This window comes from Ancylomarina sp. 16SWW S1-10-2 (assembly GCF_009669305.1).
Classification (GTDB): Bacteria; Bacteroidota; Bacteroidia; order Bacteroidales; family Marinifilaceae; genus Ancylomarina.
Map to the genome: position 1 here is coordinate 139,799 of NZ_SADB01000008.1, position 13,714 is coordinate 153,512.

Annotated in this window: 10 protein-coding genes; 2 read left to right on the top strand and 8 right to left on the bottom strand. The window is 31.7% G+C overall.

The features are described 5' to 3' along the window. Positions 1-131: 131 nt before the first annotated feature. Entirely contained in the window at positions 132-1,424 is a 1,293-nt protein-coding gene (locus EMN46_RS08570) for an aminopeptidase C (RefSeq protein WP_368667510.1), read from the bottom strand. A gap of 152 nt (positions 1,425-1,576) precedes the next feature. Next, positions 1,577-2,263, bottom strand: a complete 687-nt coding sequence (locus EMN46_RS08575; RefSeq protein ID WP_154200392.1) for an AAA family ATPase — start codon at positions 2,261-2,263, stop codon at positions 1,577-1,579. Between the two features lie 289 nt (positions 2,264-2,552). On the opposite strand from EMN46_RS08575, the gene EMN46_RS08580 reads away from it, so the two are divergent. Together EMN46_RS08580 and EMN46_RS08585 are read left to right on the top strand one after the other, a co-directional pair. Further along, positions 2,553-4,532 (top strand): tetratricopeptide repeat protein, encoded by a 1,980-nt coding sequence (locus EMN46_RS08580; protein ID WP_154200393.1) that lies wholly within the window; start codon positions 2,553-2,555, stop codon positions 4,530-4,532. Positions 4,533-4,638: 106 nt separating this feature from the next. Then, positions 4,639-5,913, top strand: coding sequence for a replication-associated recombination protein A (locus EMN46_RS08585; protein WP_154200394.1), 1,275 nt, complete (start codon positions 4,639-4,641; stop codon positions 5,911-5,913). A gap of 175 nt (positions 5,914-6,088) precedes the next feature. Here the strand turns inward: EMN46_RS08585 and EMN46_RS08590 are convergent, their stop codons facing one another. From EMN46_RS08590 to EMN46_RS08615, 6 genes are all read right to left on the bottom strand, one after another. Further along, positions 6,089-6,817 (bottom strand): tRNA-uridine aminocarboxypropyltransferase, encoded by a 729-nt coding sequence (locus tag EMN46_RS08590; RefSeq protein WP_229130314.1) that lies wholly within the window; start codon positions 6,815-6,817, stop codon positions 6,089-6,091. Positions 6,818-7,005: 188 nt separating this feature from the next. Beyond that, positions 7,006-7,614, bottom strand: coding sequence for a short chain dehydrogenase (locus EMN46_RS08595; protein WP_154200395.1), 609 nt, complete (start codon positions 7,612-7,614; stop codon positions 7,006-7,008). Between the two features lie 67 nt (positions 7,615-7,681). Then, positions 7,682-8,245 (bottom strand): Crp/Fnr family transcriptional regulator, encoded by a 564-nt coding sequence (locus EMN46_RS08600; RefSeq protein ID WP_154200396.1) that lies wholly within the window; start codon positions 8,243-8,245, stop codon positions 7,682-7,684. A gap of 277 nt (positions 8,246-8,522) precedes the next feature. Continuing rightward, a complete protein-coding gene (locus tag EMN46_RS08605) occupies positions 8,523-12,473 on the bottom strand; it encodes an Eco57I restriction-modification methylase domain-containing protein (RefSeq protein WP_154200397.1) in 3,951 nt (1,316 codons plus the stop codon). Next, positions 12,463-13,464, bottom strand: a complete 1,002-nt coding sequence (locus EMN46_RS08610) for a restriction endonuclease subunit M (protein ID WP_154200398.1) — start codon at positions 13,462-13,464, stop codon at positions 12,463-12,465. Before EMN46_RS08610 ends, EMN46_RS08605 begins: the two co-directional genes overlap by 11 nt. Next, entirely contained in the window at positions 13,461-13,661 is a 201-nt protein-coding gene (locus tag EMN46_RS08615; RefSeq protein ID WP_154200399.1) for a helix-turn-helix domain-containing protein, read from the bottom strand. Before EMN46_RS08615 ends, EMN46_RS08610 begins: the two co-directional genes overlap by 4 nt. Positions 13,662-13,714: the final 53 nt, after the last annotated feature.

The following is a 13,714-nucleotide window of genomic DNA, read 5'->3' on the forward strand; positions in this document are numbered from 1 at the left end:
ACGAATTTATATTAAATTTTTCAATTATGAAAGTAATCAAAAATCGAACCAAGTATATAAAATTGTTAATTAAAGGCATAAAAAAAAGCTCAATTCTTAGAATCGAGCTTTTTTTATGTTATTGTGTTTGTTTATTTTATATCTAATTTCTTTCTCAATTTTGCAGGAACTGCATTTTTATTAATCATGAAAGACATTGTTTTATAGGCTACAAAAGGAAATGAAGCATAAAAATAACCATCGTATGGATTGTTATCGGTACCCCAAGAATTTTTTACGATAAAATATTTGTTCCCGTTTTGATCTTTAGAAATACCTACAATGTGCATACCGTGATCATCAGTTGTTGTGTAGTTATTGAAAGCTTCTTGACGCATTTCTTGAGTAATTACTTTTTCAGCACCAGGACCTTTGAAGCTAAATAATTTAGCATTCTTATTCTTGTCAGACATATCCTGCCATTTAGAAATCTCAGAATCGCTCATATTCTTAGTATCTGCTTCAGGAACAATTGCAACACCTTTACGGTATGCAAATCCTTTTTCACTTACATCAGCAGCCCATCCAATTGTGTAACCATCCATAATAGCACTTTCCATAACGTCCATCATCTCGTCAATAGGTAAGTTATAAACTTCGTCCCATAACCAGTTGTCACCAACTTCGATAATAAATTTTTCGTAAAATGGGTGGTGAGTATATGAAGATATTTCGATATAATCATCAGCATTAAGACCTGTATAGTCATCAGCAAACGATCTAGGCGTGTATTCTTTGCCTTTGTACTCAAACGTTTTAGGTAATTTTCCTAAGTAAGCATCTAAAACACCATCGAAACCTTTGTGCCAAACAGGTGTTAACTTTTTGTTTTTATTTTGTATTACAGCATCCACATAGTTGCTAAGGATAATATCCATTTCACCATGAGTATGACCTGTTTCGCCGTAATTTAATCCAGCATATACCGATTCAGGAACGATACCGTAGTTTTTCATTACATAAGTAACATCGTGAAAAGCTCCACCGCCACCAAAGTTGAATTTTCCGCTCAAACGAACATCTTTAATCGCTTTATCTGAGTAGCAGTTGTAAACGACAAACATTTCAGATAAATCTACTTCAGGCTTACCCATACGAAGCATCTCAGATTCCATAAATGATAAACCAGAAAATGCCCAACATGTACCCGAACGGTGCTGATCTTTTACAGATGTTGCAGGCATGCGTTTTACATCAGTAAATACGTAACCTTCTTGTTTGTCCTTTTTTTTGTCTTTTTTAGCTTCAGCCGATGAAGAAAATACAGTTCCTCCAATTAGTAGAGCTGCCGCAATAATCTTAAAATTCATAGTATTGTTGTTTAAATTAAAAAATGATCTAATTTTCTTAATTAATGTTTTGTTGTTGTTCTTTTCTCGGAAAATTAGTTAATGAGTGCAAAAATAACAAAAACTTAAACCTAGCCAATTCATATAAGGACTTTGCTTAAGTTTTTAGATATAATTAGTATTTGACTCGATGAAATAAGTAAAACATCGATTAACATACTGTGTTTATTTAATAAAAAGAGACTAAACTAGATGATGTGTTTTTCTTTTAAAATTGAAATTGTTGCATTCACAATAATTTTATCTTTGAGTTTCATTGAGTTGAAAATAACATCGAAATAACATAATTCTAAGGGGGTTTTATTAAAGAAATTTCTTAAAAAATCACGTTTCTTGTCCACTGTTTGAGCATAAATCATCATTTCTTCAAGTTTACCAGCATGACTCTTCTGCAATTGTTCTGCTCGCCACTTTAAGGGAGCTTGAAGTCTGATGTGTAAGGATTTTTCAATATCTTTTGCTAGAGATATACCACCTCGTCCAATAATAATACAGTTGCCTCGTCTAGCCATGGCTTGCACAACTTCGGCAATTGTTTTCCTAATTAGTTTATCACTTTTGTAGTATTTATTGGACATGGCTGAAAAAATTTCATCCCAAGTCGATTTTTCTCTCGATTCAAAAACGTATTCAAGCTTTTTAGGCTGTAAGCCTAATTTTTGAGCTGCTTCTTCTATAATCTCTTTTGTTAATACTGTCCATTCTTGTCCAGTAATTTGTTGGAGTTTGCTAACGAGTTCATTGGCTATAGTAATTGCATGGCAACCACATTCTCGAGATATGGTAATAACTGGTCCTGGAAATTGATATTTTGTTGATGTCATTTCCTTAAGTTGATACCTCTTTTTCATATACTGATTCAGAATATCTTTCATAGCTATTGGTTTTAAATTATTAAAATCCAATTGATGCTTTTTTTGATACAATATATTTAAAATTGATGCAAGTTATTTATCATTGAAGCATCCAATCAATATGATTCTATCTTCAAGTTAAGACATTTAATAGTGAAATGAAAATAGAATGAATATGTTTTTTTAATTTATAATTGAGGATTAAAATCAAATTTAAGTTTGAATTTATTGATTTAAAATCTGTTAATTTAATCCAATTACAAGCGAGATTTTTTAAGTTTGTAATTCAACACTTGTAATCAATTTTTATATGCGTTTATACCGACTTCTTTTATTTTTCAGTATTGTATTCTGTTTAACAACTGCTAGTGCACAACTTAACACAGAAAATTTATTATCAAAGGGACGTAATGCCATTTATTTTGATGATTATACAGAAGCCATTATCAAATTTAATGAGATCATAAGAGTGAAGCCATATCTTCCAGAACCCTATCTTTTTAGAGCATTGGCTAAATATTATCTTGAAGATTTTGAAGGTGCTGTAATTGACTATACAAAGGCTATTTCGATTAATCCTAATTATACTTTAGCTTATTTGTATAGAGGTGTTGCCTATAATCATTTAAGTCGATATAATTTGGCTCTTACGGATTTTGATATGGCCGAAGATTTGAATCCCACAAATTCAGATATATTCGCAAATAGAGGTATTACCTTGGCTGCATTAAAACGTTTTAAGGAAGCAGATAGCAACTACTCAAAGGCTATTAAGCTTAAGCCCGATATGCTTGGTTCGTATTTGAATAGGGCAGTTGTAAGAGAACAATTGGATGATTTTGAAGGTGCTATTGCTGATTGTAATAAAGCTGTTCAACTTAATAATTTTTCTGCTGATGCTTTTGGCCATAGAGCTTATTTAAAGTACAAGGTCAAAAAATATAAGGAGTCTGTTGATGATTATGAGAGAGCTTTAAAGATTAAACCTGATGATGCAAGATTGATAATGGGACGAGGTATCTCCAATTACGCTACAAAAAATTTAAAAGGCGCTTTGGCTGATTACGATAAGGTCATTGAGCTTGATCCGAATAATGCTTATGGCTATTATAACAGAGCTCTACTTAAATCGGAGGTAGGCGATTTTAATTCAGCTATTGACGATTTTAATATGGTATTGGATATGAATCCTGATAACATGCTTATTTATTTCAATCGAGGATTGGTGAAAGCTGATATAGGTGATAATTTAGGTGCTATTGCAGATTATACAACAGCAATTAATATATATCCCGATTTTGCAAAGGCCTACTTAGCACGATCATCATCAAAAAGGGATATTAATGATATGGATGGTTCTTTTAAGGATAGAAATCAAGGATTACTCATTATTGATAAGTATAAACGGATGAAGAATGGAGGAGCTATGGCACCTTTCGTTGATACGACTGAAAATTTTCAGCGATTAATAGATCTGAACTCTAGAGAAAAAATTGTTGAAGAAATTATAAAAGGACGTGTTCAGGATAAATTTGTAAGAATTAAACTAGAAAAAGATTTTTACATCAGCTATTTATCCATCGATAGTCTGCGAGCTGGGAAAATGCAGTATTACGATCAGGAATTGATGAATTATAATCAAAAGCATAACTATACACCTGCCTTTGCTTATAGTAATAAGCATTATACATTTTCCCAAAACTTGATTAAACAGCAGATTAAAAAGGCTGAACTCAGTATTAAAATGGGAGATAGTGAAGCCTATTTTTATAAGGGAACCTATGAGTTGACGAATAAAAAATATAATAATGCTATTGCTTCATTTAATGCATGTATTGAGCAGAACAACGATTTTGCATTTGCTTATTTCAATAGAGCCAATGCGATTGTCGATATGACTGATTACATTCAATCGATAGGGGTGAATGATGATACCAATTTGAGCTTAAATAATGGAACAAAAGGGAAGAATCGAGAGATTATTGTCGATTACAGTTCCGCTGTTAATGATTATAATAAGGCTATAGACTTGAACCCAGATTTTGTATTTGCTTATTTTAATAGAGGAAATACCTATGCTAAGTCGAAACAATTTGATAAAGCAATTTTGGATTATAATAAAGCTATTGAATTAGATCATATGCTTAAAGAAGCTTATTTTAATAGAGGCTTAGTCTATTTATACAATAACGATAAAAAGTCGGCTTATGGCGATTTAAGTAAAGCTGGTGAGCTGGGTTTACTTGATGCCTATAATGTGATTAAGCGTTATTGTAATATAGAAAAATAGATTATTGTTAGCCAGGATGCTGAGCACAACAAAAGCTTAAGTTTTTTATCTTAACTTTTATAATTTAACCTTTTCCCGATAGCTATCGGGACTTTAATTTTGTCTTATGGCAGTAAACCAACCTTTAGCAGAACGATTAAGACCTACTAGTCTTGATAATTATTTAGGACAGAAACATTTGGTTGGAGAGAACGCTGTTCTTAGAAAGATGATTGAATCTGGTAATATTTCATCCTTTATTCTTTGGGGACCTCCAGGTGTTGGTAAAACCACTTTAGCAAAGATTATTGCCAATCAATTAAATCGCCCATTTTATAATTTATCGGCAATTAATTCTGGTGTAAAAGATGTTAGGGAAGTTATAGCAAAAGCTGAGAAACAAAAGTTTTTTTCTACACCAAATCCTATTTTGTTTATCGATGAAATACATCGGTTTAGTAAGTCACAACAGGATTCTCTTTTAGGAGCCGTTGAAAATGGTACGGTAACTTTAATTGGTGCTACAACTGAAAATCCTTCATTTGAGGTGATTTCACCCTTACTTTCGCGTTGTCAGGTATACGTGTTAAAAGCACAGGAAAAGTCAGACTTAGAATATCTGATTGATCATGCTTTAACAAAAGATATTTACTTAAAAGAAAAGCAAGTTACAGTAAAGGAAAAGGATGCTCTTATAAAATTCTCTGGTGGAGATGCACGTAAGCTCCTTAATATCCTAGAATTGGTGATTAGTTCTCAGATGACTGATGAAATTGTTTTAACCAATGATTTGGTGCTGAAAGAGCTACAAGAAAATCCATCGATGTACGATAAGGATGGAGAGCAACATTACGATATAGCTTCTGCCTTAATTAAATCGATTCGTGGTAGCGATCCTGATGCTGCTGTTTATTGGTTGGCTAGAATGATTGAGGGAGGAGAAGATGCTAAATTTATAGCACGTCGTTTGGTTATTTCGGCCAGTGAAGATATTGGTTTAGCTAATCCGAATGCATTGCTTTTGGCCAATGCTGGTTTTCAATCGGTCAACTTGGTAGGGATGCCCGAGTCGCGAATTATTCTCTCAGAAGTGGTTATTTATTTGGCAACATCGGTTAAAAGTAATGCATCATATTTAGCAATAGGTAAGGCACAGGCTTTGGTTAGAGAAACTGGCAACTTATCTATTCCATTACATTTGCGTAATGCACCCACAAAATTGATGAAGAACTTAGGATATAAAAAGGATTACAAGTATTCTCACGATTATCCGGGTAATTTTGTTGATCAGGAATATCTTCCTGAGGAAATAGCGAATCAACGATTATATATACCACAAAACAATGCTTTAGAAGTAAAGATCTTAGAACGTCTTAAGTTTTGGTGGAAGAAAAGATTTTAATATTCTGTAATGTCTTCGTTTTGTGTATGATATACTATTGAATACTTGATGTAATAATGAATTCTGATAGTTGTTACCTTTGATCAGTTTCATTAGGTTTAAATCTGCTTTTGAGGTTTAATACGTTTAATTTAATAACAGCACCTTTAACTACTAACATTCACAGAAAAGCCATCTAACTTTCTTGTTTAAAAAAAATACTTCTTTGCGTTTTCTTCTTATACCGGTCCTTAGGTATAACCTCTCTTTTCGCACTTGGACGGTAGCTATTAATATTTGGATGTAGAATATATTCGACTTGATACTCAATCATTTTTTCAAAAGGAATAAGGAAATCCTTTGTCTCGCATTGTTCTACGTCACCTTTCTTAAGTAAATTTAAGACAGTATAGACTGACTCGATAGTACTAAGACAAAGAGGTTCTGGCTGTTGCTTGATAATAAATTTTGATTTTATTTCATTATCAAAGCTCACTCTTTTTAGTTTTTGCAAGTTTTTACTTAGTTTAAGCATTTTACGGGCACAGGGCCATGTGCCATCTAGAATAAAGATGTGTGGATTATTACCCATAAAAGAATTCATTTCTGAACTTTTTCTTGTCGATAAGTTGAAACTATCTTTTCCTGGATAAAGTAAAAAAGAAGAACTGTTTTCTTTTGCCAGTATTTCATTTACACGATTATTATTGGTGAAATCGACACCAACTATAATTTCTGAATTTTCAAGTTGAAGCTTAGTCATATGACCCGTTCCGTTTTTTTCTTTTTTGTACTCTTTCGGGTGCATAAGAATAATAAAGCGAGTTTTAGTCTGGAAAGGACTAATATATTTACAAATACATGTGCTTGAAGGCCTCATGCATTTGTAACATTTAATTCTTGGATTTTTTATTTCTACTTGCAAGTTGTATATCTTTTTATTTTTCTAATTGGCTACGTTGGTGTATATGGTTTGTTGCGTGTTTCAAGCAACTAATTTAGTAACTAATAACTAAATAAAAAGCCCTCACAAACTTTCGTAAATAGGTGAGGACTTAGCAATAAATTATATACGGCTTAAGTTTGATTTCTATTAAAATAGGTAGTTTTTATTTATGCATCAACAAAAAGCACTTGACCAGTAATAAACCCATCAACCGAACGTTCAAAAGCTTTACCAACTAATCTACCAGGAACTGGTTCAAAACCAGGCATCATTTCACCATAAACATCCCAAGCCTCTTCTAAAACAGTTGGGTTTATTGAGTTTACTCGGATTCCTCTTGGCATTTCAAAAGCAACACATTTAACAAATGTATCAATAGCTCCACTAGTAGTAGCATCAGCAATTGCTAAAGGTATAGGCTTAGTATTTAAAATTCCTGTTATTAAAGTAAATGACCCCTTATCTGCAATATATTCTTGACCAATACGTACAATGTTTATTTGTCCCATCATTTTACTTAAAATGGTACTCATCCATTGTTCTTCGGTCATTTCAGTAAAATTTGCATATTCACAAACACCAACAGTGTTTACAACAGCATCAAAATGACCAACATCTTCGTATAATTTCCTTAATGATGCTTCGCTTGTAATATCTACTTGAAAGTCATAATTATCGGCAGACCGTCCAGCGGTTATAATTTTATGTTTTCCAAGACCAGTTAAAGCAGCTTGTCCCATTTTTCCGTTTGCTCCAATTAAAATTATTGTTTTCATATAATATTTGTTTTTAAATTATATGCAAATTTATGAAGTACTAAAGGTTTATGAAGAGGACATTTGTCTAATACGTAATATTAGCCCTTATTCGACTTAGGTGACGTTGTGTAACGCCTAGGTAAGAAGCTATATAATGTAGTGGAATCTCTTTGATATATTCAGGTTGCGTTGTAATTAAATCTAAATAGCGTTGTTGAGCCTTATCTTTTTGATGATTAAATATCCATTTTTCTAATTCAACATATTCCTTTTCGGCAATAATTTTCAAAAAACGCAACCAATTATTATTTGATTTGGCTAAATTTTCTAAAGTTGCTTTTGGTATTGAAATTATTTCAGCATCTGTCAGAGCTTGAATATTTTCTTCAGATTTTTTTTGTGAAATAAATGAAGAATAAGCCATTAATAATTTATTAGGAAAAGTGAAACAATATGTAATTTCATCGTCATTATTTGAATAATAATAGGAACGAAAAATTCCACTTTTGACAAAAGCTATAGAGTCGCAAATTTCATTATTATTAATATATAAATCGCCTTTTTTTAATAAAATAGTTTGAGATAAATTCAAGAAATCATTAATCTCTATGTCGGTAAATAAATTAAATGATTTTAAATATTCTTTCATTTCTTTGATGTTTGGTATGCTCAAATTACCGCCAACGGTAAATTGTATGAAATGTGGCAGTTTGCGGTAGAGTAATTGTCAACCAGCAAGAACTGTAACTGCGGGTTGAGACGATTCAAATAATTACAAACCCTGCCATGTTTTATACAAAATGTGTGTGCGGTCGTACTTTATTTTCGTCTGTCTGTCAGCGTTGGCAAAGACATACTCTTTTGCAATTTTTGGCTGCAGCGTTGGATTGAGCGAATTGCAAATGTGTATGGCTTTTAGCGTTGGCTTACATTGGTTTTATCATTTTTTCAATAAATTCAACTTCCTCTTTACTCAATTTATATTTTTCATAAAGTTGCTTGTCAATATCCTCAATGGATTTATTCCAATTTATATCAGATTCAGAAGTGAAATGCTGAAGAGGAACAAATTTGTATGTTTTTGAGGTTCCGTGTTGACTTACTTTTGGTAAACTATGCATAAACCTTGTAAATTTCGTATAGCAATATTTTACCAAGTTATTAGAGGATTCTTTATTTAACTCTAAATTTGCTCCTATCACGATATAAGTCTCAGTGCTTATTGAATTAGGTTCACCTAAGAATGCGTTTAAATTATCATCGTTTAATTCTGTTCCAATATTGTTGGCATATGGTGCAAATACTTTGTATTTATCAATCCAGATAGTGTTTTTTGTTATTTTATCCTTTTCTATATATCCAATTTGCTTTCCTTTTCCATAACATAAAACGGCATTCTTCAATCCTTTTTTGAATGGTTTAAAGACACTTTTATTTTTAACTATATTGCCATCAAATCCAAAAGGTTTTCTAGAAGAAATATGATTTTCAAAAGATTCAAATTCTTTATTCGATTTAACTTTTTGTAGAATATCTACAGCTATACTGTGACGGATAAGAATATCGGAATCTACAGTTTTTAAACTCCTAGAATGTAGAGTAGGGGTTAAATTATCACCATAAGTAAATACTTTAGTTAAATGTTTGCTATTATCATAATTGTTATCTCTTAAAAAATAACAAATTCCACCTCGTAGATTAATATTTGGAAAAATTATTTCAGGTTTAAGAAAATCGTGCAGTTCTGAAATCTTAATATCATTTAGCATTTCGTCTCTAAATGTATCTAAACCTTTACCGCCGGCATACCAACGTGTTGGCATAATCATACAGATATAATTAGGACTAAGTTGTTTTGCAACATTAACAAAATCGTGATATATGGGCTTGGCGCTAGCTTGGGCACCACCATCACTTTCTTGATATGGCGGGTTTCCAACGATTACATCAAATTTCATGTCGTTATTATTAATTTTTATTAATTCATCTTCAATCAAATTGTTTTCTTCAATTAAATCGTAAGAAGTGTAGTTTGTTTCTATATTTTCTAAATCTAGTTCAAGGAGTTTGTATACTTTTCTAGTAAACTCGTAAGCAATTTTGGATGTAGGTATTGAGCAAAAATTGTTAGCCACAACTTTCCCAAATTTTTTATAAGTGGCATAAACAAATTCGCCTTGTTTGGAAGCAATATCAAGTAGTAAAGTGGATTTGTTTATTGCATCAGCTGGTAATGAGTTCATCATTTTATCAGTAACAATTTCTGGTGTAACAATCTCAGAATCCGATAAACGACTAAATTTTTTCATCGCATTACTTGCTCTTTCAATTGGCGAAATAGTTGTGTCGTTTGCTAATGAATTTATGTTAGAGATTTTATAATCTAACTCACTTAGAACAAAAGGGTTAATATGCTCTTGAAATAATGAAAGTATATCTATTTCCAGGTTTAAGTTGAATGCTATTCGTAGATTACTTTCATCATTGTTTATTGCTTCAATAATTTTCTGAAGTGATTTGACTTCTGAATCTGTTAAAAAGGAAAAGAAAAGTATTCGTGCATAATACATAGCAAACTTCCCTTTGTAATCTATTTTTTCATCGTCTTTCGAAGTTTTAGATTTCTTTTCTTTGTTATCTGGCTCATCTTCGTTATCAGGTTCGCCGCCAGTATCAATATCGTCACCTTCTCCTTCCGACGGTTCTATTTCTAAACCTTGTCTTGATTTTAAGCCACCTTGTTTTTCGATTACGGCTTTTATTGCCTCTATGTCTAACAAAGAAAAATCTATAGAAATAGATGTAGCTTCATCTAATACACTTCTTTCACTAGAATATTTACGAACTGCGTCTAAAATGTCAGTTGGCTCAACTTCAACCATTTTTTTATTGTTTATCAAAACTATAGGTGAAATTTGCAGTTCTCTTTTTATGCGTTCCTCTAATTTGGTGTTTCCGTTAGATTCGACATTCACATTATAAATTTGTGACTTTTGCTCCTGCATTTGGAACATTCTGTTCGGATTAAAATCAACTAACAAGGTTTGAGGTTTCATATTGTATTTTACAATATCACCATCTGGTTCTTTGTAAACTTTAATAAATTGGCTTTGTAATCTGAAAATTGCTTGGTCGTACTCTTGTGGTGAAGCGGTATCTTTTAAATAGAGCATCGTATCCCATTCAGGAACAGTACTTCCTGTAAGCATTCTATTTACAGTTAAAGTGATGGTTTTTTTGTTCTCACTTTCACATTTACTTATTTTAGATTTTACCGACTGTGTGTCTTTGTAAATTTGGTCATTTTCAACGCCAGAAATATTGATTACTTCGTAAGAACTTAAGTTTTTAAATTCATTAGACTTAACTAATTCCTCAAAAGCGTCACACGAAGCACGATAAGGAAGAACACAAACCATATGACGACACATTTTACCCTCTTTCAATTTACTATAATCTAAAAAGCTTAATAAATTATCATCTTCATCTGTGCCATCAATGACGTTAAGTAAATCGATGATTTCTTGTTCATAGATAAACTTTTTATGGAGTTGATTTGTGTTGTCTTTAAGAATGGATTTAGGTTTTAATAATTCAGAAAAAGCATAAGTAATACCTAGCTTTTTAAGTTCCTCCATTCTTTGTCTCGAAGATTCATTAGGGTTAAATGCAAAGCGTATCATTTGAGGGAAACCGTAATAAGGGTTATCCCACTCTTTTACTTCATCTTTGGTTAGATAGTGTTCATTCCAAACTTTCTGGTCTTCTGCAATATTTGTGAATTGATAAAAAGCAATTATATCATCATTTGTGAATTCACTGTTCATTAAAATTCGATATGGAGTTCCAGATAGATGAATGCGAACCTTTGCGTTGATAGTTTTTGTGGTGTCGTCTAACTGGTCTATGGATTCATCATTTAGTTTTTCTTCACTTTTTCGTTCTTTGATAGAAAAGCCTTTTAAAACCTTGCCGTATTCTAATGCTCTTGCACCAAAATGTGTTTCATCAATTAGTAAAAGGTCTATTTGATTTTCAAATACTTCTTTATGCTTTGTTTTTATTGTATCGCCTTGTAAGTCTTGAAGAGTAAGAAATAAAGCTATTTTTTTATTTGCCTCTATGTTTTCTTTTATTATTGTATCACTTTGTAAAAGTGAGTTGCTGTCTAAAAACGTAAATCCATCAAACTTTTTATGGCTTTCTACAGTTTTTTTCCATTCTCCCCTAACGTCTGCCTTTGCTGAAACAATTAAAACAATTTTAGCATTCATTTCTATTGCACAACACATAGAAGTAAATGATTTACCAAAACGCATTACAGCATACATTAAAAGATTGTTTCTGCCTTTGCTTAATGCTACTTTGAATCTTTTAATGGTCTCGTCTTGATTTGGTCTTGGCTCATAAGTTTCAGTTCTTTTATAGGTATGGGTTTCTGGAATAAGACTGCCATCAAATTTGTAAAACTGATATTTGGTATCGTTATTTTTGTGAGATTCTTTTATGTCAATTATAGCATCATCCAAGTCATTAGGTGTAGCATCTTTGAAAAATTCATTTGAATAATATGGTATTGACTCTAATGAATCAGGCAATAACCTAGACTTTTGGATTTCGTTTTCTAAATATTTATGAACTGCAAAATCTCTGAAAAAAGTTTCTTCGTCAACTTTTGCAACTTCTTGAAATTTCTTCTCTAATTCAGGAAAGTGTTTTCTCCACTCATTAAGTCTTGTTTCTACAGGTCTGTAAGTGTCGCCAACTTTTAAATAATTAGGAATTGTTTCAGTTGTGAAAGCATAAATATGAGGCTCAACTCTTCCGACAATCAATTCCTCAAGTATTTGTATATCAATTTGATTATTATTTGCCATTGATTGATTTTTTAATTAGGTCAACAAACCTTAGTTTTTCACCTTTTAATTCTTTGTTTGACCAGTCCATAATTAAACAGTAAATTCCATTGTGTTCAAACAAATTGTTATTGAGACAGCCTTTGCAAAAGGAATTGTCAGTTTCTTCTTCGCCAAATAGGTTAACCGATTTTATCTTTATTTCACCACAAGAGAATGGAACTACACCTTTTAAACCATCCATTTGCCAAACATTCCAACAAATTATATATGCTATCTCTTGAATTGAATTAAGTAAAGGTTCTTTTCCAAATTTATATTTGTAGTTTTCAATGAAAGTAAATAGCATTGATTCTCTTGCTAATAACAAACTGTCACCTTGCCATTCATAAGCATAAGTGTTTTTATAAGCAGACTTGGTTGCCTTAAGCCATTCATTCAATTCATCAACATTTTCATTGATAACTCTTAGTTTCCTATCTAACAAACCAATTCTGTTTTCAATTTCAATGAATTTGCCAGTAGTAGTGTCGTATCGACTTGTTATATATGGTGCTTCTCCACAAGCAATTTCAAGCCGTGTATCATTTATGTAATCTTTCCAAGTCTTGTTTTTTTGAAATTTAATTTTTGCTAGGTTAGTCTTCCATTTTTTTTCATCTTGTATTTCTTTATTGAAAACATCTTTTCGTTCGAACCATGCATTATCTATTAAGTTATTTTGAGAATTACAAATCCAAGAAGGCGTAAACACTTCTGCCATATTTTTTACTCTGGATTGTTGTAATATTTCATCTTTTTGAACCCTTGGCATTATTACATTACCATTTGTGCCGGTAATATATTCAGATTTAATTGGGTTACTTTTTAAATAGTGTTCTCCTAAGTAATCATAATTACTTGTAGCCCAAATTATATTTTTTTGAGTTGTCTGGTCTCGCAAAAGAATATCCAATACATCTGGATATTTTTTCAAGATTTCATTTTCTAATATGTCAATCTGTGTTCTCAATTCAGCTGTTTAATTGGTACAAGTAATTCTTTGGCTTCTACATTCAAGATTTTAGCGATTTTGTATAAATCTTCTAAACTTGGTTGTCTTACATTTCTAGAATATTCGTTAATCGTGTTATAACTTTTACCTGTTTGCTTGGCTAGCCACGTTTGTGATATTCCTTTATCTTTTAAAACTTCTTTAATTCGGTTCATTTTAAACCTTATTTAATTATTTCGCACAAAGATACTAAATGTTCACTATTATT

Coding starts and splice junctions, on each gene's coding strand:
- EMN46_RS08575 (WP_154200392.1), bottom strand. CDS start 2,263: ATGAAAGATATTCTGAATCAGTATATGAAAAAGAGGTATCAACTTAAG.
- EMN46_RS08580 (WP_154200393.1), top strand. CDS start 2,553: ATGCGTTTATACCGACTTCTTTTATTTTTCAGTATTGTATTCTGTTTA.
- EMN46_RS08585 (WP_154200394.1), top strand. CDS start 4,639: ATGGCAGTAAACCAACCTTTAGCAGAACGATTAAGACCTACTAGTCTT.
- EMN46_RS08595 (WP_154200395.1), bottom strand. CDS start 7,614: ATGAAAACAATAATTTTAATTGGAGCAAACGGAAAAATGGGACAAGCT.
- EMN46_RS08600 (WP_154200396.1), bottom strand. CDS start 8,245: ATGAAAGAATATTTAAAATCATTTAATTTATTTACCGACATAGAGATT.
- EMN46_RS08605 (WP_154200397.1), bottom strand. CDS start 12,473: ATGGCAAATAATAATCAAATTGATATACAAATACTTGAGGAATTGATT.
- EMN46_RS08615 (WP_154200399.1), bottom strand. CDS start 13,661: ATGAACCGAATTAAAGAAGTTTTAAAAGATAAAGGAATATCACAAACG.